The organism is Bradyrhizobium sp. USDA 4454, assembly GCF_054822705.1.
Window position 1 is genome coordinate 6,192,058 of the sequence record NZ_JBTRCN010000001.1, and the last position, 23,886, is coordinate 6,215,943.

The 23,886-nt window shown below is 62.3% G+C and carries 26 protein-coding genes, 2 tRNA genes and 1 pseudogene; 17 read left to right on the forward strand and 12 right to left on the reverse strand.

The features are described 5' to 3' along the window. Positions 1–42 precede the first annotated feature (42 nt). Positions 43–1,071: a hypothetical protein gene (locus ACVIW0_RS28730; RefSeq protein ID WP_461355419.1), complete on the forward strand. Its 1,029-nt coding sequence runs from the start codon at positions 43–45 to the stop codon at positions 1,069–1,071. 252 nt (positions 1,072–1,323) lie between these two features. Next, a tRNA-Ser gene (locus ACVIW0_RS28735) sits at positions 1,324–1,392 on the forward strand. A gap of 776 nt (positions 1,393–2,168) precedes the next feature. Here ACVIW0_RS28735 and ACVIW0_RS28740 read toward each other — a convergent pair. Next, positions 2,169–2,573 (reverse strand): ATP-binding protein, encoded by a 405-nt coding sequence (locus ACVIW0_RS28740; protein WP_461355420.1) that lies wholly within the window; start codon positions 2,571–2,573, stop codon positions 2,169–2,171. A gap of 1,263 nt (positions 2,574–3,836) precedes the next feature. Beyond that, a pseudogene (locus ACVIW0_RS28745) lies at positions 3,837–4,671 on the reverse strand (DUF1194 domain-containing protein). Positions 4,672–6,046: 1,375 nt separating this feature from the next. Between ACVIW0_RS28745 and ACVIW0_RS28750 the strand changes: the two are divergent. Together ACVIW0_RS28750 and ACVIW0_RS28755 are read left to right on the forward strand one after the other, a co-directional pair. Beyond that, positions 6,047–6,328, forward strand: a complete 282-nt coding sequence (locus ACVIW0_RS28750; protein WP_461355421.1) for a hypothetical protein — start codon at positions 6,047–6,049, stop codon at positions 6,326–6,328. A gap of 31 nt (positions 6,329–6,359) precedes the next feature. Beyond that, a complete protein-coding gene (locus tag ACVIW0_RS28755) occupies positions 6,360–6,971 on the forward strand; it encodes a tyrosine-type recombinase/integrase (RefSeq protein ID WP_461357451.1) in 612 nt (203 codons plus the stop codon). A gap of 43 nt (positions 6,972–7,014) precedes the next feature. Here ACVIW0_RS28755 and ACVIW0_RS28760 read toward each other — a convergent pair. After that, positions 7,015–7,091, reverse strand: a tRNA-Pro gene (locus ACVIW0_RS28760). 79 nt (positions 7,092–7,170) lie between these two features. On the opposite strand from ACVIW0_RS28760, the gene ACVIW0_RS28765 reads away from it, so the two are divergent. The 4 genes from ACVIW0_RS28765 to ACVIW0_RS28780 are packed head-to-tail and all read left to right on the forward strand — an operon-like array spanning position 7,171 to position 10,675. Beyond that, positions 7,171–8,157, forward strand: coding sequence for an L-threonylcarbamoyladenylate synthase (locus ACVIW0_RS28765; RefSeq protein WP_461355422.1), 987 nt, complete (start codon positions 7,171–7,173; stop codon positions 8,155–8,157). A gap of 30 nt (positions 8,158–8,187) precedes the next feature. Beyond that, positions 8,188–9,615 carry an FAD-binding oxidoreductase gene (locus ACVIW0_RS28770; RefSeq protein WP_461355423.1) on the forward strand — a complete coding sequence of 476 codons (1,428 nt, stop codon included), beginning with the start codon at positions 8,188–8,190 and terminating at the stop codon, positions 9,613–9,615. A gap of 14 nt (positions 9,616–9,629) precedes the next feature. Next, positions 9,630–10,073 (forward strand): GNAT family acetyltransferase, encoded by a 444-nt coding sequence (locus tag ACVIW0_RS28775; RefSeq protein ID WP_461355424.1) that lies wholly within the window; start codon positions 9,630–9,632, stop codon positions 10,071–10,073. A 20-nt stretch (positions 10,074–10,093) separates the two neighbouring features. After that, positions 10,094–10,675 carry a GDP-mannose pyrophosphatase gene (locus ACVIW0_RS28780; RefSeq protein ID WP_461355425.1) on the forward strand — a complete coding sequence of 194 codons (582 nt, stop codon included), beginning with the start codon at positions 10,094–10,096 and terminating at the stop codon, positions 10,673–10,675. A 519-nt stretch (positions 10,676–11,194) separates the two neighbouring features. On the opposite strand, the gene ACVIW0_RS28785 is transcribed toward ACVIW0_RS28780, so the two are convergent. Next, on the reverse strand, positions 11,195–11,635 hold the full coding sequence (locus ACVIW0_RS28785; RefSeq protein WP_461355426.1) for a hypothetical protein: 441 nt from the start codon (positions 11,633–11,635) through the stop codon (positions 11,195–11,197). 255 nt (positions 11,636–11,890) lie between these two features. Here ACVIW0_RS28785 and ACVIW0_RS28790 point away from each other — a divergent pair, with 255 nt between their 5' ends. After that, on the forward strand, positions 11,891–12,145 hold the full coding sequence (locus tag ACVIW0_RS28790; protein ID WP_461355427.1) for a hypothetical protein: 255 nt from the start codon (positions 11,891–11,893) through the stop codon (positions 12,143–12,145). A gap of 102 nt (positions 12,146–12,247) precedes the next feature. Here the strand turns inward: ACVIW0_RS28790 and ACVIW0_RS28795 are convergent, their stop codons facing one another. After that, the gene (locus ACVIW0_RS28795) at positions 12,248–12,721 is read right to left on the reverse strand and encodes a hypothetical protein (RefSeq protein WP_461355428.1); all 474 of its coding nucleotides are present in this window, start codon (positions 12,719–12,721) and stop codon (positions 12,248–12,250) included. Positions 12,722–12,844: 123 nt separating this feature from the next. Between ACVIW0_RS28795 and ACVIW0_RS28800 the strand changes: the two genes are divergently transcribed. Both ACVIW0_RS28800 and ACVIW0_RS28805 read left to right on the forward strand, forming a co-directional pair. Continuing rightward, positions 12,845–13,612 (forward strand): SDR family NAD(P)-dependent oxidoreductase, encoded by a 768-nt coding sequence (locus ACVIW0_RS28800; protein ID WP_461355429.1) that lies wholly within the window; start codon positions 12,845–12,847, stop codon positions 13,610–13,612. 169 nt (positions 13,613–13,781) lie between these two features. Further along, positions 13,782–14,042, forward strand: coding sequence for a helix-turn-helix domain-containing protein (locus tag ACVIW0_RS28805; RefSeq protein ID WP_016840962.1), 261 nt, complete (start codon positions 13,782–13,784; stop codon positions 14,040–14,042). Between the two features lie 187 nt (positions 14,043–14,229). Here the strand turns inward: ACVIW0_RS28805 and ACVIW0_RS28810 are convergent, their stop codons facing one another. Beyond that, positions 14,230–14,547 (reverse strand): hypothetical protein, encoded by a 318-nt coding sequence (locus ACVIW0_RS28810; RefSeq protein ID WP_461355430.1) that lies wholly within the window; start codon positions 14,545–14,547, stop codon positions 14,230–14,232. Between the two features lie 124 nt (positions 14,548–14,671). On the opposite strand from ACVIW0_RS28810, the gene ACVIW0_RS28815 reads away from it, so the two are divergent. Further along, a complete protein-coding gene (locus ACVIW0_RS28815) occupies positions 14,672–15,214 on the forward strand; it encodes a collagen-like protein (protein ID WP_461355431.1) in 543 nt (180 codons plus the stop codon). Positions 15,215–15,270: 56 nt separating this feature from the next. Here the strand turns inward: ACVIW0_RS28815 and ACVIW0_RS28820 are convergent, their stop codons facing one another. Both ACVIW0_RS28820 and ACVIW0_RS28825 read right to left on the reverse strand, forming a co-directional pair. Continuing rightward, positions 15,271–15,498 (reverse strand): hypothetical protein, encoded by a 228-nt coding sequence (locus ACVIW0_RS28820; RefSeq protein ID WP_461355432.1) that lies wholly within the window; start codon positions 15,496–15,498, stop codon positions 15,271–15,273. A 110-nt stretch (positions 15,499–15,608) separates the two neighbouring features. Beyond that, positions 15,609–15,875: a DUF2277 domain-containing protein gene (locus tag ACVIW0_RS28825; RefSeq protein WP_461355433.1), complete on the reverse strand. Its 267-nt coding sequence runs from the start codon at positions 15,873–15,875 to the stop codon at positions 15,609–15,611. Between the two features lie 176 nt (positions 15,876–16,051). Here ACVIW0_RS28825 and ACVIW0_RS28830 point away from each other — a divergent pair, with 176 nt between their 5' ends. After that, positions 16,052–16,297, forward strand: coding sequence for a DUF2188 domain-containing protein (locus ACVIW0_RS28830; RefSeq protein WP_016840968.1), 246 nt, complete (start codon positions 16,052–16,054; stop codon positions 16,295–16,297). 281 nt (positions 16,298–16,578) lie between these two features. On the opposite strand, the gene ACVIW0_RS28835 is transcribed toward ACVIW0_RS28830, so the two are convergent. Then, positions 16,579–18,999 carry a molybdopterin-containing oxidoreductase family protein gene (locus ACVIW0_RS28835; RefSeq protein WP_461355434.1) on the reverse strand — a complete coding sequence of 807 codons (2,421 nt, stop codon included), beginning with the start codon at positions 18,997–18,999 and terminating at the stop codon, positions 16,579–16,581. Positions 19,000–19,408: 409 nt separating this feature from the next. On the opposite strand from ACVIW0_RS28835, the gene ACVIW0_RS28840 reads away from it, so the two are divergent. Next, the gene (locus ACVIW0_RS28840) at positions 19,409–19,762 is read left to right on the forward strand and encodes a hypothetical protein (RefSeq protein ID WP_461355435.1); all 354 of its coding nucleotides are present in this window, start codon (positions 19,409–19,411) and stop codon (positions 19,760–19,762) included. 174 nt (positions 19,763–19,936) lie between these two features. Next, a complete protein-coding gene (locus tag ACVIW0_RS28845; protein WP_461357452.1) occupies positions 19,937–20,362 on the forward strand; it encodes a hypothetical protein in 426 nt (141 codons plus the stop codon). 94 nt (positions 20,363–20,456) lie between these two features. On the opposite strand, the gene bfr is transcribed toward ACVIW0_RS28845, so the two are convergent. Both bfr and ACVIW0_RS28855 read right to left on the reverse strand, forming a co-directional pair. Next, positions 20,457–20,945 carry a bacterioferritin gene (bfr, locus tag ACVIW0_RS28850; RefSeq protein WP_461355436.1) on the reverse strand — a complete coding sequence of 163 codons (489 nt, stop codon included), beginning with the start codon at positions 20,943–20,945 and terminating at the stop codon, positions 20,457–20,459. A 130-nt stretch (positions 20,946–21,075) separates the two neighbouring features. Then, positions 21,076–21,351 (reverse strand): (2Fe-2S)-binding protein, encoded by a 276-nt coding sequence (locus ACVIW0_RS28855; RefSeq protein ID WP_461355437.1) that lies wholly within the window; start codon positions 21,349–21,351, stop codon positions 21,076–21,078. 366 nt (positions 21,352–21,717) lie between these two features. Between ACVIW0_RS28855 and ACVIW0_RS28860 the strand changes: the two genes are divergently transcribed. Further along, positions 21,718–22,026 (forward strand): hypothetical protein, encoded by a 309-nt coding sequence (locus ACVIW0_RS28860; RefSeq protein WP_461355438.1) that lies wholly within the window; start codon positions 21,718–21,720, stop codon positions 22,024–22,026. Between the two features lie 236 nt (positions 22,027–22,262). After that, positions 22,263–22,550, forward strand: a complete 288-nt coding sequence (locus tag ACVIW0_RS28865) for a hypothetical protein (protein ID WP_461355439.1) — start codon at positions 22,263–22,265, stop codon at positions 22,548–22,550. Between the two features lie 84 nt (positions 22,551–22,634). On the opposite strand, the gene ACVIW0_RS28870 is transcribed toward ACVIW0_RS28865, so the two are convergent. Continuing rightward, positions 22,635–23,867, reverse strand: a complete 1,233-nt coding sequence (locus ACVIW0_RS28870; RefSeq protein ID WP_461355440.1) for a lytic murein transglycosylase — start codon at positions 23,865–23,867, stop codon at positions 22,635–22,637. Positions 23,868–23,886 lie beyond the last annotated feature (19 nt).

The following is a 23,886-nucleotide window of genomic DNA, read 5'->3' on the forward strand; positions in this document are numbered from 1 at the left end:
GGATCCAGGTAGCCGCGAACTCATGGCCTTGGAGAACAAGACATGGCCGCCTTTCAAGAGGTTTTCCGCCGCTCCGGCATCGATGAGCGCCGCAGCCCGCCGGGCATGGTGGTGCCGTTCGGCGGCTCCAACATCGTGGCGCTGATCGATCCCGGAAGACGGCTCAAAGTCGATCCCAACCCCCATGCTCTCGGAATCAAGGAGATCGATGGCGCCGACACCCTTAGACGCCTCATGCAAGCTAGAGAAACCTTCTCCGCACCCGATATCGATCCCCAGCTCAGGGCGGCGTCACTTCCCGCCACCTTCAATGGCGATGCGCGCTTCTTCGAAATCAATGGCCGGATCAAGCCGATTGGCTTTCCCGGCCTGGAAGTGCTGGCTTGGTCGGCTGGCCGGAAGATCGAAGCCAAGCTCCATGTCGCCGTGCTGCGAGAAATCACCATCAAGGTGGCATTCCGCAACGTCATGGTTCCGGGGAGCGGTGACGCTCCGGCGTTTCACGCCAAGAAGCCCTGCAACGAGCAAGATGAGTTGCTGACGATGAACAACATATGGAGGCCGCAGGCCAACATCCGATTCGAGCGGGTGCCAAGCGACTGGCTCGTCATCGACGACTCGCAGGCTGCTGTCAAACAGGAGCTCGCCAATGCCACAGGCATGAAGGATGCGAGCCTGGCGACCTTTCCCGATGTGATCGAGGTCGAAAAACTGAAGAGCTTCTTTGTCAAACACAAAGTGCCGGGCGCCCATCTCACCATTTTCTGCGTCGATAAGCTTAAGTCCAATGACGGCTTTCCCAACGGCTCGTTTGCTCGATCGCTGGACCTTGCCTTCATCAGCTCGCAACGCGGGCCCAACACGTCTGCCCATGAAGCCGGGCATTTTCTCGGCTACTACTCGAAGAGCGCGACCAAGCCCTGGGACAGTGAAGGCCACACCCTGGAGATTGATCCAAAAACCAGAAAAGAAGACAGGGCGGAAGACATCAAGATGCTGATGCGCAGGGGAGGCGCCGGGTGGAAAATTCCGTTCAATCTGGTCAAGGAGTTCCGCGACTTCCCCGGCTAGCATCCGAAGACCATGACGGAACCTGGAGATCACTCCAGGCGTCGAATGTCGCCGTTAGGTTATTGGGCGACGAGAGGCGAACCGCCTGAAAATTCGGCTTCGTGCCAAATGTGGAGGTGCAAAAATCCGTCCGCGTCTACGCCGTACGATCTCTGCCCGTATTGCGCGTGGGATCCCGGCGATTGATAAGATTTGCAGCCAACCTTATCAGTGATCCGACGAGCGTTAAACCTGTCGAGCATTCGAACTCGCGGGTTGATGGGCACCTAAGGAACGCTCATAACGGTCTGGTGGCAGGTTCGAGTTCTGCCGGGCCCACCAATGAGATCAATATCTTACTGGGCCCTCGTTGCCCGCAGAACGACCACCGCACCAGAAACCGCACCAGATACGTCCACTTTTCGTTCGTGCGCAGGCTATCCGACGATGTCAACAGATCGCTTCCGAGACGGTGAGCGGACCGGGCGTCTTTTGTCGCTCGCTCCCAGAGGCTCGCGGCCAGTCAGCTTCTAAACTGAAGGGAAGTGCTGGGGCGGACGCGGCATCAGTCCAAAATTTTCGTTGAGCATTACCGACCCGCCAATCCAGCAAGACGGCGAATGGTAGCGGGGGACGCTACCGCCTTTCCCCACACACGACGGACTTGCATTACCTTATTCAAGGCGTGGCTAAAGGCGCAAGGGGCTGAGCTAGCTGAGCTTTTCCGTACGCAAACCAACCACACCACGGAACCAGCTGCCCAGCGGACGGGCCTGCTGGTGGGAGTTCAGTAGGACGACGAGCAGGTGCTGGTAGACGTCCGGCTGGCTCACTCTCGACGAGGCGAGCCGATCCGGGCGGGGCAGCGCTCGCAGGATACGGCCTAGGCGACCTATACTTCCAAACCCAACCTCGGTTGGGTTAGTGGCTGTCTCCCTTCCCTCGTCCGCACAACCTCTGTAAGTGGACGTGAAACTGGTCCCATCTGATGCCCGCTATGGCCAAAAGCCGACCGCGGTGGCCCCACTTGACCTTGGTCGGCTTGCCTCCCGGAAGCGGACATCGCGGCTTTCTGAGCAAAGGGCGGCCTCGGGCCAAAGTCGGACTCAGGCGGCCATTTAGGATCGGCTCTCCGAGTCTACCGGCACCGTGAAGTGAAAAATGGCGCCGCGGCCCTTATCGGCGGTCACCCATACTTGCCCTTCATGCGCCTCAATGATCGACCGGCAGATTGACAGCCCCATGCCCATGCCGTCCGTTTTGGTCGTGAACATCGGGTTGAATATCCGATCCACGGCGCCGCTGGGCTCTAGACCTTCCCCCGTGTCTTCTACCGATACCATCACGTATCTGGAGTGATGGACTTCAGACCTTATGGATAGGACTCGCTCCCCATTCTTCGTGGCCATGGAGTCAATTGCGTTCGTAATCAAATTCACCATCACTTGCTGGAGCTGAACCTGTTCGCCTCTTATCCGCGGAGGGCAGTGATAGCGACGCGGGCATGCAATGCCCGCGGGCACCGAGGCGACTGCAGTCGCGAGACCGGTTAACAAGGCACCCGAACGCGGGACAGTGATAGCGACGCCGGCATGCAATGACGGCGGGGCCTGCGGGCGAGTGCCTCCGGCGAGCGACTCAATTATAAACTAATCTTTTGCGCAATGGGTCGAAGGCCAATGCCGCGACGCGGTGCAGATGGGTAACGAGGGCGCGTGCGGAGACGACCGCACGGGACCAGCAACTTTGACGACGACTACCGATAACTACATCCGGTGGTTTACGGATGGACCTCAGGAGCCGGACAGACCGCAACAGGAACCTCAATGTGCGAGGCCGCTGCACATTGCGACCAGCTTCGTCCTGTTCCGTCAATTATCCCTGATCTGCGGCGCATTGGTGCGGTCTATCGATCGACGAACAGGACACAACGGACGAATCGGCGAACGTATCGCCGGCAGGCCAATGCGATCGCGATCCGCGTTTTCGGCTGAACAACGGCGCGTCGCGCCTTGTGATCTGCAACTGCAACAGACGCCATGAGGGGATCGGCTTAGCTCGGCGAGGCCTGCAAGGTCCGCGCAAAGATCGATTCGGCGTGAGAATGCTTCTACTAACCGGAAAGCTAGCCATGCCCTTTCAAGCTGTACGTCGACCGGATCGACCCTTCCCGCGGCCGCGCCGGGGCCCTCCGCGCCTGTCTCGACGAGGACAATCAGACATCTTCGTCACATTCATTAGGGCAGGTTCGCTCGTGGGCGGATCGGCGACCGAGCGAAGTGGCGACCTTTGAACGGAAGCCGCCGTTTGAAGGGCGGAGAGGAATCGCCGTCCCTCTTCCGTGATCTCCCAGCCGTCTGGATCGCGAACCGCAAACCTGGCCTAGAAGATATTCAGGTCAGGCGGATGGCCAAGCCATCACGCCAGATTATTTGGTGCCGGATTAATTATGATCAATCGAGCTGACCGGAGCAGCCGATGCACAAAGCGTGACAGACTGTTGCGCTGGCATGTGTGGAATCTGGCTGCGCGCCCAAGCGACGAACCCACTTGATCAGAAAGCTGCAATGAGGCACGGCAAGTGGGCCGAAATTCCGCAAAAAGCGCAATCGCGGCCATCCAATCTGCTTCATCTCCTGTTTCCACTGAACTAATGCTTAGTCCAGCAAAATCGAACAGTTGGTCGGGCGGCGCCTTGCTTCGGCAGGCTCGCAGCCCATCACCTCTCCCTAAGTGGCATTAATCAGGCTACGACTACGCGGTAACGGACCGGGCTCGGCACCGATCTATCGCCCCCAACGGTCTTGCCAAATTTTCTCTCCAATCCAACTAGGTACACGCGGCTCGTCCTCTATCACCGGAACAACGAGCCGTTTTGGCATCCGACCCGCTACTTCAAAGACCAACTTGGTTCGAATAGCCTCTTTCATCTCGTCTCGCGCCTTGATCGAAACCACAAACGAACCCGGCCCTCCAATCACGCAATCTTCGTAGTACCAATCGAGATTGTTGATATCCATTGCGTTCGTCGACGGCTCCTTGATCATGATTGGAAGGCGGTTGATGACGATGCCTTTCTCAAGTGCGGCATTGCGTGCACTTGTGACCGTCGCACCATTGTTATTGGGGCCATCGCCAGAAATGTCGATCACGCGTCGCAACCCCATGTACGTGTTGAGGTCGAATAGAGGGACGGCAAAATTGATCGCACCAGAGATTGATGTGCGTGAACCGCGGTGCAGTGGGGCTTTCATAATTTCGTCCGCGACTGCATACGCGGATTCTGGCCCATCAATTACTCGCCAAGGAAAAATAGCTTTCTGGTCGCTCGATGACGACCACTCAAAGTAGGTGATGGCTATCTTGCCGATCGGCCCCTGTTTAAGGGCTTGAAGGAATTCCTTCGAGCAGATCGCCTCGGCATATCCATCGCGCTGAACGGCCAATTCGTCCAAATCCATCGAATAAGAAACATCAACGGCAATAACAAGCTCGAGGTCCACCGATGAGGACGCGTCCCTTTCCATCGCTCCCTTGAAGGCTAAGATAGCGCGGGGCAGCCGCGCCTGCCGAGAGAGCTCCGGCAACGAGCACGGCTCCGATTGACATCATCCAGCGCATCGTAACCTCCGATATCGGCAGAATGTGCCATGAATGGCAGAGCGGTTCAAATTCGCCACGCGGATCCCGAGCAGACGGCTGCCCGAGCCGCATCCCAAACAATTCAGCCAAGGGGCAATCACACGCCCGGATATGTCGACGTCTGAAATGCTTGGTGTTGGCTCGGCTATGAATCCCACCCCGCCTCTCGCCACCCGTCAAGCGACCGGTCGGGCTCATCTGTGATGGCAATCGACCGACCTGACACCAACCGCCGGAATTATCATCTCTGTTCATATGATGCTGGCTTCCTTCCATGGCACTGAAGCGTGCTCGGGAGTCCTATCTCCGACCTTCCAATGACGGGCTCAAGCAGCTTAGTCAGGAGCGCAGCATCACGAAACGCCCACCCGGTTTACCGCTTGCAAGGATTGATGAAACAGGTCGAACTATCTCAAAGCCATGCACGACAAAATACCCGTCGTTGCTTGCGAACTAGGCAACCGTACCCAGGCCCCGGCTATCGAGCACTCGAATGTGAGGAAGTCTGACGTGGGCAAGTTTGACGCAGCCCAAGCGCTATGAGGCATATCGCAAAAGTGATCGATATCCGCACCTATGATGTCGTTGGCGCGCTTGCTCTGGTTATTCTCCGCGCCCGACCATGCCAGCCCAAACAGCAGCTCATCACAATTGAACGATCGTCCGCGGCTTGATTGTATGTGCCAATGGGCACTGACGAGCCGTTCGGACCTCGAACGATTTCTAAAAGCGGCTGCGCTAAGCAGAGTTCTTATCCATGATCAGCGTCACCCTGGCTCCCCTTCATCCTCGTACCCGCACGGAACTTCACAATGAGCCCGCCTTCGGACGAATAGAACGCGCCGAAGTCGTTCGCTGAAAACCCAATCATCTTTAGTGCTTCGCAGATCACGATTTCGCTAATATGATCGACGCGTCAAATCGCCCCGAGAGCATCGGCCTTCACGATCCGCTTCGGCTTTCTGTAGCAGCGGCCGTGGCATTTCCCGATGGTTCGATGACCGCCCCCGGGTTGCGCAGAGAGAGTTCTCGCGGAAGGCTCGTCATCGAGCGCATTGCAGGCAAGGATTACACGACACTCTCTCATATAGAGAGAATGAGGGAATTATGCCGCGTCCAAGCAAAGGAGCCCGGCTCTACAGACGCAAAGCACGGTATCGCGGAGGCGACCTCGTCGCCCAGTCCGTTTGGATTATCAAAGACGGCGACCGGCATATCGCCACAGGATGCATTGCGAGCGCGTCTGAAACAAAGCCTCCGCAGAAAGCAGAGCAAGCGCTAGCAAACTACATAGCGCAAAAATACCAACCGGAGCGCAGCCGACGAGATATCGACGACATCGATTTGCGCCGACGTGCTGTCGATCTATCTGACCGATATCGGTGAGCCCGGTGATCAGTTTGAAATTGAAGCGAGGATCGATCGGCTCAACGATTTCTGGGGCGGCAAGAAGCTGGCAGCAGTCGACGCGCAAACCTGTGCCGGTTACGTTAAACATCGCGGCAGCCGGGGCGGCGCGCGTCGTGACCTCGAGACTTTTCGTGCCGCGATCAACCATCATGCAAAAGAGGGCTTTCACCGGGGCACGGTCGCGTTTCCCTCCCGGCAAAAGGTGAGGCACGCGACCGATGGCTGACACGCAGCGAGGCGGCGGCCCTGATTTGGCAATGTTGGCGCTATCGCGAAAAGCAGACCGTCCATGCCGGCAGCTCAGAGGGCGACCCGGTCCGGATAGACCGCCGGGCGCTGCGACACGTGGCCAGATTTATCCTGATCGGCCTCTACACCGGCACCAGGGCCGGGGCAATCGCGGCGGCATCGCCTTACCCCGAGCTTGGACACTCGTACGTCGATCTCGAGCGTGGTATCTTCTACCGAAGGCCGATCGGGAAGCGAGCCACCAAGAAGCGTCAGACGCCAGCCCCGCTCCCACCCGGCTATTGGCTCATTTGCGTCGTTGGCAAGACCGGAAGCTGATCAACACCTGCTTCGTCGAGTTCAATGGCAAGCCGGTCGCTTCCGTCAAGAAAGGCTTCAAATCTGCCGTGGATCTGGCCAGGTTACCCGGGAAAGTCACTCCGCACACGTTGCGCCACACGGCAGCGACCTGGTTGATGCAGCGCGGCGTGCCGACTTGGGAGGCAGCCGGGTTCCTCGGCATGTCGGCGGAGGGTCCTGCAGGAAACCTATGGCCATCACCATCCCGATCATTTGCATGGGGCCGCGGCAGCCATTGGCCAGAAAGCGCGGTATGTTTCGCTGGTCAAATCGGTGGTTGACTTGGGAACAGCCACCGATGAGAAGAAAAAACCTAAGGAAATCTGGTCGGAGTGGCAGGATTCGAACCTGCGACCCCTGCGTCCCGAACGCAGTGCTCTACCGGGCTGAGCCACACTCCGACTAAGAGCCGGGCTTATAGCGTCGGGTTTCGGGGACTGCAAGGGACGACAAGGCACCCAATTGAGGAATCTAGTCACAGTGGATACAGGCCTGAAAACGCACATTCTGCCTGCCGGCGCCGCCGCCACGGCCACCGCCGCCGGTGTGCTGGCCGAGGGCGGCCTGGTCGCGTTTCCGACCGAGACGGTCTACGGCCTCGGCGCCGACGCCGGCAACGCGTCTGCAATCGCCCGGCTCTACCAAGCCAAGGGCCGGCCGGCCTTCAATCCGCTGATTGCCCATGTCGCCGATCTCGGCGCCGCGCGCCGGATCGCCCTGTTCAACGGGGAGGCTTTGCGGCTGGCGGACGCGTTCTGGCCGGGTCCGCTGACCCTGGTGCTGCCGAAGGCGCTGTCGTGCCCGGTCGCGGAACTCGCGACCGCAGGGCTCGATACGGTCGCCATCCGCATTCCGGCCCACAAGGTGGCGCGCGACATCATCAAGGCCTTCGGTGGTGCCGTGGTAGCGCCATCGGCCAATCTGTCCGGCCATGTCTCGCCGACCACCGCCGAGCATGTGAACGGCGATCTCGACGGCCGGATCGATTTGATCGTCGACGGCGGCCCGGTCGAGGTCGGCGTCGAATCCACCATCGTCGGCTGCTTCTCCGATCCGGTGCTGCTGCGGCCGGGCGGATTGACGCGCGCCGAGATCGAGCGCGTGCTCGGCCATCCCCTGCAGTCGCCGCCGCAGGACGCCGAGAGCGACGCCCAGCCGGTCGCCCCCGGCATGCTCGCCTCGCATTATGCGCCGCGAACCCCGGTCCGGCTCAATGCCAGCGATGTCCATGTCGGCGAAGCCTTGCTGACGTTCGGACCGGCCAAGGTGGCACGGCGCGAATGCGCCTCGGTGGAGATGAACCTGTCCGAGCGCGGCGATCTCGCCGAAGCCGCCGCAAATCTGTTCGGCTATCTTCGCACGCTCGACAAGAGAAACGCGGATGCTATTGCAGTGACGCCCATTCCCGAGGACGGGCTGGGCGAAGCCATCAATGACCGGCTGCGCCGCGCAGCGGTTGGGCGGTAAATCCCGACCCACGTGAAAGACCAAGAAAAAATGAACATCGTCCAGTCCGCGGTGCCGCCGCTTCCACCCGAATTGCTTGCAAAATTCCGCGCCATCGTCGGCGAAAAATATGCGGTGACCGACGCCGCGGACATCGAGCCCTACGTCACCGAGGAGCGCGACCTGTTTCACGGCCGCTCGCCGCTGGTGCTGCGCCCGGGCTCGACCGCCGAAGTCGCTGATATCTGCAAGCTTGCGAGCGAGCACAGGATCGCGCTGGTGCCGCAGGGCGGCAACACCGGCCTAGTCGGCGGCCAGACGCCGCACAATGGCGAGGTCGTGGTGTCGCTGCGCCGGCTCGACAAGATCCGCGACATCGACGTCGAATCCAACACCATGACCTGCGAGGCCGGCGTGGTGCTGCAGATCGCCCAGCAGAAGGCCGCCGACGTCGACCGGCTGTTTCCGCTGTCGCTCGGCGCCGAAGGCAGCTGCACCATCGGCGGCAATCTCTCGACCAATGCCGGCGGCACCGGCGCGCTCGCCTATGGCGTGGCGCGCGAAATGGCGCTCGGGGTCGAAGTCGTGCTGGCCGACGGCCGCGTGCTGAACGCGCTGTCGAAGCTGAAGAAGGACAATACCGGTTACGATCTGCGCAACCTGTTCATCGGCGCCGAGGGCACGCTCGGCATCATCACCGCGGCGACGCTGAAACTGTTTCCGCGGCCGCGTGCCGTCGAGACCGCCTATGTCGGCCTGGCCTCGCCGGCGGCGGCGCTCAAGCTGCTGTCGATCTCGCGCAATCAGGCCGCAGGTGCGCTGACGAGCTTCGAGCTGCTCGCCGACATCGCCGTCGATTTCTCGATCCGCCACGGCATCGATATCCGCGATCCCTTGACCAGCAAGCACCCCTGGTTCGTGCTGATGGAATTGTCGTCGTCGCGCGACGACGCCCGCGACACGCTGGAGGCGATCCTGGCCCAGGGCATGGAGGACGGCATCGTCGATGACGCCGTCATCGCCGCCAATCTGAGCCAGCGCCAGGCGTTCTGGAAACTGCGCGACGAGATGTCGGCGGCGCAGAAGCCGGAGGGCGGCTCGATCAAGCACGACATCTCGGTGCCGGTCGCGGCCGTACCGGCCTTCATCGCGGAGGCCAATGCGGCGGTCGTGAAGCTGATCCCGGGCGCGCGGCCGGTGCCGTTCGGCCATCTCGGCGACGGCAACATCCACTACAATGTCAGCCAGCCGGTCGGCGCCAACGCGGCCGACTTCCTGGCGCGCTGGCACGACGTCAACGCCGTCGTGTTCGAGATCGTGCTGCGGATGGGCGGCTCGATCTCGGCCGAGCACGGCATCGGCGTGCTCAAGCGCGACGAGCTGCCCGACGTCAAGGACAAGGTCGCCATCGAGCTGATGCGGCAGATCAAGGCGATGCTCGATCCGCTCGGCATCATGAACCCGGGCAAGGTGCTGTGATCGTGCAAGCGACAATGCCCTCCGCCATCCTCGCCATTGCAGAGATCACCGATACGGACGTCGCCGACGTCATCGCGCTGTGGCAGGCCTGCGGCCTGACGCGGCCATGGAACGATCCCGCCTCCGATATCGCGCTGGCGCGGCGCGGACAGAATTCGGCCGTGCTGGTCGGCCGCGATGCCGGCGCGATCGTCGCGACCGCGATGGTCGGTCATGACGGCCATCGCGGCTGGGTCTATTACGTCGCGGTCGACCCCAGCCGCCAGGGCAAGGGCCTCGGCCGCACCATGATGGAAGCGGTCGAGAATTGGCTGCGTGCGGCCGGCGTGCCGAAGCTGCAGTTGCTGGTGCGGCGGGAGAACGCCAAGGCCAGCGCATTCTACCAAACGCTCGGCTATGAGGAATCGACCTCGGTCATGCTGGCGAAATGGCTCGACGGCCGCGAGGCGACACCGTAAGGGGAGTTCAAGGGTAACGCATGAGCATCGCCGACCGCGTTCGCGTCAAGGACGTCCGCGTCCTCTCCAAGGCCCGTTACCTGCTCACCAGCACCACGTTCGACTATCGCCGCAGCAATGGCGAGTGGCAGACCCAGGTACGCGAGGTCTACGACCGCGGCAATGGCGCGGTGCTGTTGCCGTACAATCTGAAGGCCCGCAGCGTGGTGCTGGCGCGCCAGTTCCGATACCCCGCGTTCGCCAACGGCTATGACGACCTGCTGATCGAGGCCGCCGCCGGCATGCTCGATGACGCCGAGCCCGAAGCACGCATCCGCGCCGAGGCGGAAGAAGAGATCGGCTACCGGCTCGACCACGTGCGCAAGGTGTTCGAAGCCTTCATGACGCCGGGCGCGGTGACCGAGAAGCTGCATTTCTTCGTCGCCGAATACGACGCCGCGATGCGCATCGCTGACGGCGGCGGGCTCGCCGACGAGGGCGAGGACATCGAGGTGCTGGAGCTTGCGATCGACGACGCGCTCGCCATGATCAGCGACGGCCGCATCGTCGACGCCAAGACCATCATGCTGCTGCAATACGCCGCGCTGTATCTGTTCAGGTAAGCACCGCCGCCCTCGGCTTGTGCCCGGACGCGCGATCAGGCTGATAGCCTGCCTCCCGCAGGCGTCCGCTAACCAAAATGTCGAAAACAACCCCATGCAAAGGAGCCGGCGGTGCCCAGCGCTTGACTTGACACGTCGGGCAACTCAGGGATACGCTTCTAATATTCAGAAGTCTCACGGCGCGCGCCTGCGCTAAGCCCCGTCATCTGAGGTGCGAGCCTCTTTGGCGAGCCTCGAAGGATGAATCGGCCACCAGCCGGGCCGTGCATCCTTCGAGACGCCACTTCGCGGCTCCTCAGGATGACGGTCTGAGAATTTGTGGCGAGCGGTCCCCACGCTGTCGTCCTGGCGAAAGCCAGGGGACCCATAACCACCGAGTTCGATTGAGAGTGCGATAGTGGCCCCAGCGTCGCACAACCGCAAGCGGTTGGGGTAATGGGTCCTGGCTTTCGCCAGGACGACGCTGAATACATTCGCATCTCTCAGGTTGACGGGGATAGGTTGAACACACTGAATGCCCTACTGCATCGTGATCGCAAGTCCGCTCAGATCGGCGTTGGCCATCAGGCCGACCTGGTGGCCGGTCAGCTCGAGCACCGCGCCCTTCTGATTGGTGAGCACGATCGCGCGGGCGCCGCGACCGAGGGCAAGTCCCGCGCCCGCTGCGCCGTAGACGCCGGCAACATCGGACGGACGATTGATGTTGCTGACGCGGCCGCGCAGCACGGTCTTGGAGCCGCCGAACACCAGGCCGTAATCGAGACCGCCGGTGGACAGCCGGTAGGAGCGACCGCGAAACGTCAGCACGCCGCCGCCGCCGGAACCGCCGATGATCCAGCCGGCCTTGTAGATCGTGAGCGTCACGAAGCCGCTGTCGGCGCGGGCCGCCGAAGAGAACGCAAGTCCGGTGAACGCCATCAGCGCGACCAGCCCGGCGCGAAGGGTGGATGAAAGTTTCATGTGCGGTCTCCCCAAGGTTTACTCACAGCGATTGGCTCACAGCGGCTCACTCGCGTCGATCGGCTCGCGGCGCGACGCAGCCACGAATCGCAACGCGCCGACTGTAGCAAGCACACGATCCGGCGCAATTTGACACAGTACCGGCGTTGAACCTGTTCCCGGGGTTGCAACACTCACTGCATGTCCGGGGCGATCGGCCCCTGAGCTCCAGGATTGCCCCGCGGAGCATTCACACATTCAAAGCGGAGATTTCCCATGCGTCGTCTTGCGATTGCCTGCGCCACCATTGCTGCCACCGTGTCCGTGCTTGCCGCGGCAAGCCCCGCCAGCGCCAACCCGTATCATCTGATCCGCTGGCAGGACACCGGCTTCTGCCAGATCTGGGACCAGGGCATCCCGACCACGCCATGGCCCGCGAACTTCGCCGTCGTCAGCGAAGAGCTGCCGACCTTCGACGCCGCCTTCAGCTACAAGACCGGTCTCCTGAACAACGGCACCTGCTCGTTCTGAGCGATCGCCGATCACGCGCGCGGGCGGGCACGCGGCAACAACGCGTCGTCCGCCCTTGTGCTGTCGGGCGTTACGCGATCGCGCTCAGTGATGCTTGATGCATCAGTGGTGCTTGATCAGGGCGTCGCGCGCGGCGGCAAGTTCGAGGAACGCCGCGCCGTTGCCGCCGCGATCGGGATGCACCGTCTTGGCGGCGCGCTTGAATGCCTGGTGGATTTCGGTCGCTGCGAGATGGCGGCCGAACGGCAGGCCGAGCAATTGCCGGTGGCGCTCGTCCTCCGTCAGCGGCTTCGGCGTCAAGCCGCGCCGGCCGAACCGCGGCACCGACAGCATGTGCAGCGCGTCGGCAACGATGCCGAGACGACGCAGCGCCATCGATCTGGTGCGGCGGTCGGCCGATTTCTGCGCCGCTTGGCGCAGGATCGGCAGCACCTGTGCGGCCGCATGCCGCAGCGTCTCGTCGATCTCGGTCGCGGCGATCTCGGCGACCAATTTGGCGATCTCGCGATAATCAGGATCCGGCGCAGCGCAGAACCGCGCGATCGCAACTTTCCATTGTCTGATCTGCGGGTCCATGATCGGTCCGTGCTGTCATCCGAATCCGGATGACAGCAACGCGCAAACACGGCTTGGCGTTTCGCTTGGCGCAGTTTTGAATAGTGCTGTCGACAACATCAACAATCAGAACGAGGAAACACCATGGCCCTTCTCGACAATCACATCGCCGTCATCACGGGTGCGGGCTCCGGCATCGGGCGCGCCATCGCACTGGGCTACGGCCGCGAGGGCGCGCGCGTGGTGCTGCTCGACATGAACGGCGATGCGGCGGCGGAATCGGCCAAGGAGATCAGGGGCGCCGGCGGCAAGGCGGACAGCTTCGCGCTCGACGTGACCGATCGCGGCGCCTGCGTCGCGATCGCCAAGCAGGTCGCCGCCAAGGTCGGGCCGGTCTCGATCCTGGTCAACAATGCCGGCATCGCGCGCCGCAACGGCATGCTCGGCGCCGAGGAAGCCGTGATCAAGGATTGGGAAGACATCATCTCGATCAATCTCACCGGCGTCTTCAACGTGACGCATTCCTTCCTCGCAGCCCTGCGTCAGAACAAGGGGCGCATCGTCAATATCGGTTCGATCCAGTCCTTTGTGCATCTGCGCACCCCGAGCTCGCCGGCCTACACCGCCTCCAAGCACGGCGTGCTCGGCTTCACCAAGGCGCTGGCGGCCGAGCTCGGCAAGGACGGCGTGCGCGTCAATGCGATCGGCCCCGGCTTCATCGAGACCCCGTTGAACGAAAAGGTGCGCGCCACCAATCCGGACCTCGTCAAGGCCTTCATGGACCACACCCCGCTCGGCCGCCCCGGCAAGCCAGAAGACATCGTCGGGCCTGCGATCTTCCTCGCCTCGGATCTCTCGGCCTATGTCTCGGGATCGATCGTGATGGTCGATGGCGGCTACCGGACATTGTGAACGATGGAACCGCAATCGTGGCGATTTCTGGGTATTTTGCTTACAAGGCAGGGAGTTAGCGGCGCGTTAAGGTCTTGTTAACCAAACCGGCACACCGTGGATCTACGGGGTAGTTGGTTCTCGATGTCTACGCTTCATCGACGAAGCGGGCGTTGATCGGGAGGAGTTCATGTCATACGCGTCCACCGTACCGTCGCCGGAAGCACTGCTGCCGTCGCTGGCTCCAAATGAAATCGTTCCATTGCTGATCGGCGCGACCGTCGATGAAGTCGAGCGGGAACTTGTGCTGCAAACGCTCGCGCGCTGCGACGGCAATCGCACCCGCGCCGCGCGCGTGCTCGGCCTGTCGGTCCGCACCTTGCGGAACAAGATCCGCGAATATTCGGCCGACGGCATCGACGTGCCTTTGAGCGAGCACGCCGCGGCGTAGCGCACTAAAGCGTGATGAGGTCGGGTCGGATCATCATCGCGCTTTAGCGTCTTGTTTGGGAATGGTCTCCGCGCAACGCTTTGCGCTTGCCGCGGAGGACGACCGTTGCGCAGTTTTGCAGATCATGTCCTGGATCGGCGGGTCGATCGCAAGACATCGCCGGCGCGACAACCACGTGCAGTCATCGTCACCGCGACAGCGTGCCAAATGCACGTCGGTTGCCGCGATCCGCCGCAGCACGCAGGATGAAGCGGCGCGGTTCTAGACGACGGGACATCTCGCAGCAACCGGCGCTGAATTGTCGCCTCGGCTCGCCGACATCATCCGACAACAGCCAGCGCACGATGTCGTCGGTGCTGTCGCGCTCGCGCGCGGAAAACAACTGCTCATAGAGCTCGAGCGCGCCGCTGCTGCAAAAGCTCGCTTCTTCGAGCACATCGTGTCGCGTCACGACGATGTCGAGCGCTTGCGGTCCGTCGCCATAGCTGCCGTCAAGAACCCGCAATGCGTCCTCCATCGTCACAATGCCCATCGAATTATGACTGTTGATCGCTCGCATCGGTGCCGTCAGGCAGAATTGAAGCCGTCGTCCAACCTCTGTTACAAGCGGCTTCACATCGCGACGGAGCATGTCAGTGGCTGACGAGACAACTTCCCGCCGGGGGGCACGAGGGGCACCGGGACCGCAGGGCCGTCAGGGCGAGCCGGGAAAGCCTGGTCCGCAGGGACATCCGGGGCGGCCGGGGCCGGAAGGTCCGCGCGGCAAGCCGGGGCCGCAGGGCAAGGCGGGCGCGCAAGGCAAGGCAGGCCCTCAGGGCAAGCCGGGCGCGCAGGGCAAGCCAGGCGCGCAGGGTCCGCGCGGCGAAGCCGGTCCGCAGGGACCGCAAGGTCCGGCCGGGCCGCGCGGTGAAGCCGGCCCGCCCGGCCAGTTGCCGTCGATCGAGCAGGTGATGCCGTGGCTACACATGATCTTCGACGCCTGGGAAGACTACAAGCGCACCAGGGAGCGTGAAGCGGCCGAGCTCGCCGAACGAGAAGCCGCGGAGCGCGCCGAGCGCGCGGCTGCGGAGGCGATTGCGCTCGACGTCGACGCGGTCGACTTCGCCGATGAAGACGACGAAGACGGCGATCGCAAGAAAAAGAAGAAGCACCGCAAGAAGGATAAGAAGTAATCCTTCTTGTTCTCGCGCGATGACACGGCCAGCGAAATTCGTGTCGTGCGCGCAGCTCAGCGCTCTGCGCCCGGCGTGGTCGGAGGATCGGACGGCCGGGCGAGCTGCATCAACTGGAACACCCAGGGCATCGCGTAGTACCAGGCGACGCCGCCGAACGCGCCGCAGGCCGACAGGATGATGATATTGGCAACGTCGATCGTGCCGCTCGACCACAGCATGCCGCAAGTCCAGAGTATGGCGAACGCAATCGAACAGAATGGAAGCAGGACGGCAGGCTTCATGGCGCGGCTCCAGGTCGGCTGAACGACCATGTTGCCCGGACGGGCGACGCGGTACCGTGACCTGCGTCACGGTTTATCCTGGACTTCGCCTCTTGTATCTTTCTTGGGCCTCAGCCGAACCGCAGCCGCGAACGCTCCCTCGCCTTCTCCGCCTCGATCTCGCGGGCGCGCGCGGGCGCGGTGGTCTGCAACGAGATCAGCAGCTTGCGCGCGGCGTCGGAGACCTCGGTCACGGCAAGATTGAAGGCCGCCTCATTGGACTGCGACGGCTTGTTGAAGCCACTCAGTTTGCGCACGTATTGCAGCGCCGAGGCGTGGATCTCGTCCTCGGTGGCAGGCGGCTCGAAGTTGAACAGCGTCTTGATATTACGGCACATATAGGTCTCCCTCGCCCGCGGCAGCGGGGCGTCTGTCTCGATGTCTGAGCATGATCTTCTCGGCAAACCGGCCTCCACTTTTCCGGATCATGCTCGAGGACGATCGGCTGCTGCAAAATACGACATCGTGGTCTATTCTGGCAGCCTCATCGTTCACGACGGAAGCGAGGTTCCGGATGAGCCACGTGATCTACAAGGTGGTCCAGCACGATGGCGGCTGGGCCTATACCGTCAACGGGGTGTTCTCGGAACCGTTTCCAACCCATGCCGCGGCGCTCGCTGCCGCCCGGCGCGCCGCCAACGAGCAGCGTGTTCCCGGGCGCACCGAGGCGATCCAGTACGAGACCTCGGACGGCAAATGGCTGACCGAAACCGCCTCGGGCAACGACCGCCCGGAGACCGAGGTCGAGGACGGGCGCTGAAGCGCGATGAGATTGAGTTGAATTGGCCCGGCGCAGACGAGGGCTCTTGCGCTCTCGATAGACCGTCACCCCTCTCGCAAATCGAGCTCTCCCAAAGGAGAGGTGAACTTTCGACGCTGCTCAAGCTCAACCTAGGTCGTGTACTTATAAACTTCGGCTTGCGACCAAAAAGCAGAAGTCGCCCAGTCTGGCCGCTGGGGGCGGCTTTTGGACCCAGAGCGGACTTCGACCGGAGGCGCTGGTCTTCTGCCTAAGTTGGAATCGCCGTTCCGAAACTCGCCTCAACGAAATTCCCGCACCAGCTGAACCTCGCAAAGATTGGATCGATGGGCTGGCGTGCCGCTGACCGGGTCGCGGACCGCAGCGTCGACTGTCAGATTGAAATTGGTGCCGGTTGCATCGAACGGATCGGTCGCTGAGATCCCGAGCTCATCGCAACCCTGCCACCAGCCGTGCTCGCCGACGACGACACGCGGATCGAGTTCTTCGCTGAAGCGCGCCTTGGCGCGCATTCCGCCTGCGGGGGTCCGCAAGTCAACCCAGTCTCCGTTCTTGATCCCGCGAGCCGCAGCGGTCGTGGGATTCAGTTCGATCTCGGGGTGCAATGCACGCTTGCGCAGGCTCGGCAGGGCACGATGTTGAGTCTGACAAAACAGACTGGGTTTGGCGCAGGTCAGGATCAAGGGGAAGGATGCCGTCAGATCAGGGCGAGTGGCAGGGCCGACCGGTGGCTCGACGAAGTCCGGCATGGCCGAGTAGCCGCGATCGAGAAACGTCTCGGACCAGAATTCAATTTTTCGCGAAGGCGTCGGAAATCCTTGTGGGTTTCCCTTGACATTGCGTTCGGCGTGCTTGCGGTATCGCGTGGTCAGCGGTTTCCGCAACCCGGCCGGCTCCGCGCGAAGTTGCTCCAGTGTGATGCCGCTTGGGCCGAGCTGCTGTCGGTAACTGGCTTCGACTTTGCCGTCCCAGAAATGCTCGCCAAGGCCAAGGCGCGTGGCAAGGTCAAAGATAATATCCGTGTCGGAACGCGCCTGACCGGGCGGATCAACAATCGCTTGCCGAAGTTGAACGTGCGATTGCGCGTCGGCGTTGATATCGAATCCGATTTTGAGAGCCTCGCGTTCGAAGCAGGATGCGACGGGCAGTACAATGTCGGCGAGCGCAGCCGTCGGCGTCATGAACAGATCGGCATGGGCATAAAATTCGAGCGCTGCCAGGGCGGCCCGTCCACGAGCGGGATCGCCATAAGCGAGCAGTAGATTGTTGCCGAACCCAACCAGTCCGCGCACAGGATAGGGAGTACCCTCCAGGACAGCGCTGCAAAAGTCTCGAGCGGAGACATTGTTCCAGCGCGGCGGTCCCAGCGGGCGTTCGACAAAGCCGATTGCGGGAGCCAGGCGCTTTGCCGCAGGCAGGTCTTCCCCGGTCATAGAAGCGGCAGGCACGGCTGGCAGCAGGACGTTACCACCAGCCACATCGAAACTGCCGGTCAACGCATAGAGCATCGCAATCGCCCGCGCCGTCTCCGTGCTGTTGGCGTGATGTTCGTGCCCGCTCCAGGCGTAGTAAGAGACCGGCCGGGCCTGCCAGATCGTGCGTGCGGCTTCTTCCAATTGCCCCGGTGCAATCCAGCAGGTACGCTCAATCGCTTCGGGCGAATATTTCCTGCATAGCTCTGCGTAGCGATCAAAGACCGGCCGGCAGCTGACGACGCCATGGATGGTTGCGACAGTGAATTCGCCTCGCAGGGCAAGATGCCCGGCGGTCGCCTCGTAGCAACCGGCCGACGGATCATAGCTTACGGTGCGATTGGCCAATGAATCCCAGGCCACAAACTGGTCTGAGCCACCCCCGGAAGCCAGTTCGTTTGCCGTAAGCAATCTGTTGGTATCCGACCGCACCAAAAGAGGTCCGTTGCTCCATGCGCGCACGAATTCATCATCGTACCAACCTCGCTCGATCATAATGTTGGCCAGACCCAATGCGAGCGCTCCGTCAGTTCCTGGGCGCACGCGCAACCAGACGTCGGCTTTGTTGGCCAGCCCAACGTTGCGCGGATCGATCACGATCAGCTTCATTCCGCGCTTCAGGGCCGCAACGGTCGCTGTCGCGTGCGTGATGCGTGAAAATGACGGGTTATAGCCCCACAGGATAAGGCAGCCGGATTCGGCGATGTCGGGCATTGCGCCGCCAAGGTTCGTCGCAACGGTGCCAACGCCGAACACATAGCGTGTGGCGAACCCGCGTCCCCAACCGCATAGGTCGAGCCCAGATACTAAATTTGGCGTACCAAATGCGTTCATCAGTCTCCGGACATAAACAGCCGAATCGGCGATAGCAGTTGTTGAGGCGGAGGATTGGCTAAAGACTACCGCTTCTGGTCCGTGCTCCTCGGCGATGCGACGCATCGCGGCGGCGATTTGGTCGAGCGCCGCATCCCATGTGATTTCCTCCCAACCCGGATCGGAATCACCTTTCGGCCGGGTCCGACGCAGTGGTCTTGTCAGCCTGTCCTTATGGTAGACCAGTTCAGGCGCCGCTCGGCCCTTTGCGCAGATCGCCGCGCCGGTGGGGTGTGTCGGATCGGGATCGAGACGTGTGAACTTGCCATCTGTCAACGTCGCGACTGTTCCGCAGCGGGCGATACAAAGACTGCAATACCCTTGCACCTGACGCGCGTTTGTCGAATCCGCTGACATGCACAAGCTCCCTCGCAATGATAGAATCTCGCGTGTCCCGACGGCATGGTCGTACCGATGCCGGTAAACTGCCGCATCGTATCGCGTAGCACACGAATTGCGAAATATGTCGGCTCATGGCCCGAGGCCGACATGCAGTGACGTCGGCTTCAACGTCAGCTTCGGGGACAAGAGCGGACGCGACAAATTTATAAGTGCGCGACTGATCCCATCAGACCTTAGCCGGACACATCTTCGCCGGCCGCCGTCCTGAGCATCGCGATCCCGCACTGCATCATGACGCACGCCGCCGCTTCGCCGATTCTTTGAGCATGCATCCCGCGCGCGGTTCGTGCCTAATCGCGCCAACACCGGATTCGCGCGAGGGACGTTGCGCGGATCACGCAGAAGTTTTCGCCGGAGGAAGGCAATGCGAAGGCTCGCGCATGTCGCAGTGCTTGCGTCGCTCGTCACGTTGGCGGGCGCAGCCCTGGCGTTCGACAACGGCCAGTACGAGAACGTGCCGCCCGATATCCGCGCCTGGTTCAAGAGCGTGATGGCGCCGAACGGCGTGCCGTGCTGCGACATCGCCGACGGCCATCGGACGAGCTATGACGTTCGGGGCGGCGCCTATTGGGTGCCGATCGAGGGCGAATGGATGATGGTGCCGGAACGCGCGATCATCCGCGATCGCGGCAATCCGGTCGGCGAGGCCGTGGTGTGGTACGTGCATCACCGCGGCAACATCGTCATCAGCTGCTTCGTCCCCGCCGACGCGGTCTGAGCGGCGCGCGCGGACCTGCGGGCGCGATCGCGTCAATTTGAAACAATTACTCCCTGTTAACCTTACTTTTTAACCAAGTGTTAAGGATGAGTTTGCGGGCGCAGCGCGGGCCGGCCTAGCGTCCGCACAGTGCTCCGTAACCGCGAGTTGGTGCGTGCCATGCCCCTTCCAACAATGGCCTGTAAAATGAGTGGGGCGCTGATGGCGTCCCTTGGCGTTGCAGCGCTGCTGCTTGCGTGCTCCACCGAGACCTATGCGAGATCCGGAACGGCATCCGGAGCGGCGCCGCGCGGCACATTCTCCGCGCATCACCCCGCCTTCCGCCACCACCTGCGGGTGCCCGGCATCGTGTTGCCCGGAACGGGCGGATATTACGATGATGCATTGGCTGCCGCGCCGCTCGCCACCGAAGTGCCGGCGCCGGCCTCGAACGACGTCCATTACACCTACACCCAGGACGTGCCCTGGGACTGGGCGCATCGCTATCCGCCCGCCGTGGTGCCGTCGGATCGTCCCTATGTGTCGAGCTGCCCCACCGAGAGCGTGACGGTGCCCGGACGCGGCGGCGACCGCACCATCAACATCACGCGGTGCTACTGACCGAGCGCGCCATTGGATCGGGAAAACAAAGAGGCCGCCCGCAAGGACGGCCTCTCGTATTTTTGGCAAGCCTCTCCGCGCGCGAAGCCGCGGCTCAGTGATCCTCGCCTTGCAGATGCCCGACGTGCTTCTGGGTGTAGAGCTCGAGGCCGATGCGCTTGATCAGGTCGAGCTGGGTCTCGAGGAAGTCGATGTGGTGTTCCTCGTCCTTCATCAGCTCTTCGAACAGGTCGCGGCTGACATAGTCCTTGACGCCGTGGCAGTAGGTCGCCGCCTCCTGGTACAGCGCACGGGCGCCGATCTCGGCGGCCAGGTCAGCCTCGATGATCTCCTTGACGTCCTGGCCGATCTTGAGGGGATCGAGCACCTGCAGGTTCGGGAAGCCGTCGAGGAACAGGATGCGATCGACGAATTTGTCGGCGTGCTCCATCTCCTCGATGGATTCCTTGCGCCAGACCTTGGCCATCTCCAGGAGGCCCCAATTGTTGAGCATCCGGTAATGCAGCCAGTACTGATTGATGGCGGTCAGTTCACTGCGCAGCCCCTTGTTCAGATAATCGATGACCTTCGGGTCGCCTTGCATGATCCACTCCACCTGTCGCGGCCACCGTGGCCGGCCTGAATTTAGAACGCTTCTAAATCAGATTACCGGCAAGGGCAACCCTTCGCGGAAGCAGCGCGTGGATAACCGGATTCGGGGGGATTTGGCGTCGTCAGCAGGCCGCGAGCGCGAACTCGGTGGCGGGCTCGGCATCTTCGTTGGCGGCGTGCGGATGGTCGCTGTGGGGGCAGCCGGAGCAGCAGGCCTTGGCGCAGGGACCGAGCGCCTCGTCGATGATCGCCTTGATGGTGCGCGCGCAGCGGCCGCATTCGGCACTGCAGCCGAGGCAGCCATACACCTGCTTGGCATTTCGGGTCACGGCCCCGCCGCCGTTGACGGCATTGCGGACATCTTGGTCGCTGAGGACGTTACAGGAACAGACAATCATCAGAAGAGGCGGGGTCCAACGGGTGATGCTTGCCGATATGGATATTGTCGGCCCCGGCGGGATGCAAAAGGAAAAAGCGGTTCTTGTAGCAATTCCAAACTGATGCGGGATTCATTCTGGAATGAATCTAAATCGACAGGCTAGCGCTTTCGGGACTACCAAGCCCGCCGGGGTCCTGCCGCGCTGACCCCCCTCAACCCGATCGCCACAATCAGCTGTGCGTTGCAAGATATTGCAAAAGCTGCAAGCATTTGGACGCCAATACGGCAGCGTCGTTCATTGATCATTCAAGCGGAATATGGAACCCTTCAGGCGAGACAGATCGCCCACGCACACTGTCGCTGCTCCCGTGAGAAAGGTGAGGTCATGAAGAAGACATTGCTGGCGCTTTGCGCCGTCGCCGCGCTGGCGCTTTCCGCTGTGGCGGTGCCCGCCCCCGCCCAGGCCCAACGCGGTGTCGCCGCTGGCGTCGCTGCGGGATTGATCGGTGGCGCCATCGTCGGCGGCGCGATCGCTTCGCAGAACCGCTATTATTACGGTCCCGGCTATGGCTACTACGCGCCCGGCCCGGCCTATGTCGCCGAACCCGGCTACGGCCCCGACTGCTTCTGGCAGCGCCAGCGCTTCTGGGACGGCTACACATGGCGCGTCCGCAGCGTCCGCGTTTGCAATTGATCGCCGTTCATCTCGATTAAATCGAACCAAACGTCCGGGAAAACCGACTGTTCTCCGGGACGTCAGCTGTAGATGGCCAGAAAAAACCGCTTTTCTGCGCGATGAGCCTCCGGACGTTTACTTTCGGTTGACTGTTCTGCGCTGTTTAGCAAGACAGCAGTTCGAGATCAGCGTGCGAGTCACCTAAACCCGGCGTCGAGCCACGGCGCCACCACCTTTCCAGGAGAGCCAAAGACATGAAGAAGACTTTAGCTGCCCTTGTCGCCGTTACCACGATTGCCGGTTCGCTGGCCGTTGCTCCGGCTGCCAAGGCTGGTGACGGCGGCGCCGTCGCGGCCGGCGTTGCCGGCGGCCTGATCGGCGGCGCCCTGCTCGGCGGCGGCGCGATCGCCGGCGCTCGCCCGGCTCCGGTCTATGTTGCACCGGCCCCGACCTATGTCGAAGAAGCTCCGTGCCGCTGGGTTCGTGAGCGCTTCTGGGACGGCTACGGCTGGCGCTTCCGTCGCATCCAGGTTTGCGACTGATCGACCGACGGGTTCAGCATCACACTCGAAAACCCGGCCTTGCGGCCGGGTTTTTGTTTGCGTCACTGTGCGGGCCTACTTGGGTTAGCGCTGCCCGTGCATCGCACGCAGCACTGCTTCGCTCGGCCAGCAATCGACCTTCAGCCCGGCCTGCTTCTGATAGGCGCCGAGCGCCGCGCGGGTCTGCATCCCGGCCTTGCCGTCGAGCTTGTCCTTGTAGAGCCCGAGCTTCGTCAGCTGCTGCTGCATCGCCTCGACATCGGCGGAGCGGAGTTGCTTCGACGCCGACCACGGCGTCGCGAACGGCTGCGGGCTGGTCATGCGGTCGGCGAGATGGCCGACGAACAGCACGTAGAGGTCGGAGAAATTATATTCCTTGATCACGAAGTAGTTCGGCGTGGTCAGGAAGGCCGGACCGTAAATGCCCTCCGGCTGTAGCAGCGAAGCCGATTGCGCCTGCTCGTTGGCGCTGAGCTTCTGCCCGCGCACCGGCACGAAGCCCGCCCGCAGCCACTGGCTGATCGGCTTTGTCACCTCGGGCACACCGATCGTGCAATCGACATTGGCGGGTGCCGCGACCTCATAGGCCCAGCGCACGCCAGGCTGCCAGCCCTTGTTGACCAATTGCTGCGCGGCGGAAGCGAGCGCATCCGGCACCGAGTGCCAGATGTCGACCTTGCCGTCGCCATCGAGGTCGACGCCGTGCTTGTAATATTCCGACGGCAGGAACTGGGTGTAGCCGGTCGCCCCCGCCCAGGACGAGCGCATCTCCTTGCGCGTCACCACGCCCTCGCCGAGGATCTTCAGCGCGAGGATGAATTCGGTGCGGTACTGATCCCTGCGGCGGCCGACATAGGCCTGCGTCGCCACCACGCGCAGCGTGTCGTAGGGCAGCGAATAGCGGCCGTAATCGGTCTCGCGGCCCCAGATCGCCAGCACGATGGTTGCGGGAACGCCGAACCGCTTCTCGATCGCATCGAGCGAGGAACGATACTTCTGCAGCAGCCGCTGCCCCTCCGCGGCAAGCCGCGCGATCGAGGCTTCCTTGATGTAATCGGCCGGCACCTGCACGAACTCGGCCTGCGCCGGCGCGCCGGTCTTGGGACGTCCGGGCAGGATCAGATCAGGCAATTTGTAGTCGGGCTCGAGGGAGTGCGTTTCCCGATCGAAGGTGTCACGCGACACGCCGGCCGCTTTCGCCTCCGGCCATAGCGAGGCAATGAACTCCGTGAACGCGGCGTCGGCGGCGTAGGCGGGCCGCAGCAACGGCACACACAACAGCAGCGCCAGTGCGACAATGGTGGCGGGCCTTTTCATGATCGGTCTCATCCTGCGG

Coding starts and splice junctions, on each gene's coding strand:
- ACVIW0_RS28730 (WP_461355419.1), top strand. CDS start 43: ATGGCCGCCTTTCAAGAGGTTTTCCGCCGCTCCGGCATCGATGAGCGC.
- ACVIW0_RS28755 (WP_461357451.1), top strand. CDS start 6,360: ATGTTGGCGCTATCGCGAAAAGCAGACCGTCCATGCCGGCAGCTCAGA.
- ACVIW0_RS28770 (WP_461355423.1), top strand. CDS start 8,188: ATGAACATCGTCCAGTCCGCGGTGCCGCCGCTTCCACCCGAATTGCTT.
- ACVIW0_RS28775 (WP_461355424.1), top strand. CDS start 9,630: ATGCCCTCCGCCATCCTCGCCATTGCAGAGATCACCGATACGGACGTC.
- ACVIW0_RS28780 (WP_461355425.1), top strand. CDS start 10,094: ATGAGCATCGCCGACCGCGTTCGCGTCAAGGACGTCCGCGTCCTCTCC.
- ACVIW0_RS28785 (WP_461355426.1), bottom strand. CDS start 11,635: ATGAAACTTTCATCCACCCTTCGCGCCGGGCTGGTCGCGCTGATGGCG.
- ACVIW0_RS28790 (WP_461355427.1), top strand. CDS start 11,891: ATGCGTCGTCTTGCGATTGCCTGCGCCACCATTGCTGCCACCGTGTCC.
- ACVIW0_RS28795 (WP_461355428.1), bottom strand. CDS start 12,721: ATGGACCCGCAGATCAGACAATGGAAAGTTGCGATCGCGCGGTTCTGC.
- ACVIW0_RS28800 (WP_461355429.1), top strand. CDS start 12,845: ATGGCCCTTCTCGACAATCACATCGCCGTCATCACGGGTGCGGGCTCC.
- ACVIW0_RS28805 (WP_016840962.1), top strand. CDS start 13,782: ATGTCATACGCGTCCACCGTACCGTCGCCGGAAGCACTGCTGCCGTCG.
- ACVIW0_RS28815 (WP_461355431.1), top strand. CDS start 14,672: ATGTCAGTGGCTGACGAGACAACTTCCCGCCGGGGGGCACGAGGGGCA.
- ACVIW0_RS28820 (WP_461355432.1), bottom strand. CDS start 15,498: ATGAAGCCTGCCGTCCTGCTTCCATTCTGTTCGATTGCGTTCGCCATA.
- ACVIW0_RS28825 (WP_461355433.1), bottom strand. CDS start 15,875: ATGTGCCGTAATATCAAGACGCTGTTCAACTTCGAGCCGCCTGCCACC.
- ACVIW0_RS28830 (WP_016840968.1), top strand. CDS start 16,052: ATGAGCCACGTGATCTACAAGGTGGTCCAGCACGATGGCGGCTGGGCC.
- ACVIW0_RS28835 (WP_461355434.1), bottom strand. CDS start 18,999: ATGTCAGCGGATTCGACAAACGCGCGTCAGGTGCAAGGGTATTGCAGT.
- ACVIW0_RS28840 (WP_461355435.1), top strand. CDS start 19,409: ATGCGAAGGCTCGCGCATGTCGCAGTGCTTGCGTCGCTCGTCACGTTG.
- ACVIW0_RS28845 (WP_461357452.1), top strand. CDS start 19,937: ATGGCCTGTAAAATGAGTGGGGCGCTGATGGCGTCCCTTGGCGTTGCA.
- bfr (WP_461355436.1), bottom strand. CDS start 20,945: ATGCAAGGCGACCCGAAGGTCATCGATTATCTGAACAAGGGGCTGCGC.
- ACVIW0_RS28855 (WP_461355437.1), bottom strand. CDS start 21,351: ATGATTGTCTGTTCCTGTAACGTCCTCAGCGACCAAGATGTCCGCAAT.
- ACVIW0_RS28860 (WP_461355438.1), top strand. CDS start 21,718: ATGAAGAAGACATTGCTGGCGCTTTGCGCCGTCGCCGCGCTGGCGCTT.
- ACVIW0_RS28865 (WP_461355439.1), top strand. CDS start 22,263: ATGAAGAAGACTTTAGCTGCCCTTGTCGCCGTTACCACGATTGCCGGT.
- ACVIW0_RS28870 (WP_461355440.1), bottom strand. CDS start 23,867: ATGAAAAGGCCCGCCACCATTGTCGCACTGGCGCTGCTGTTGTGTGTG.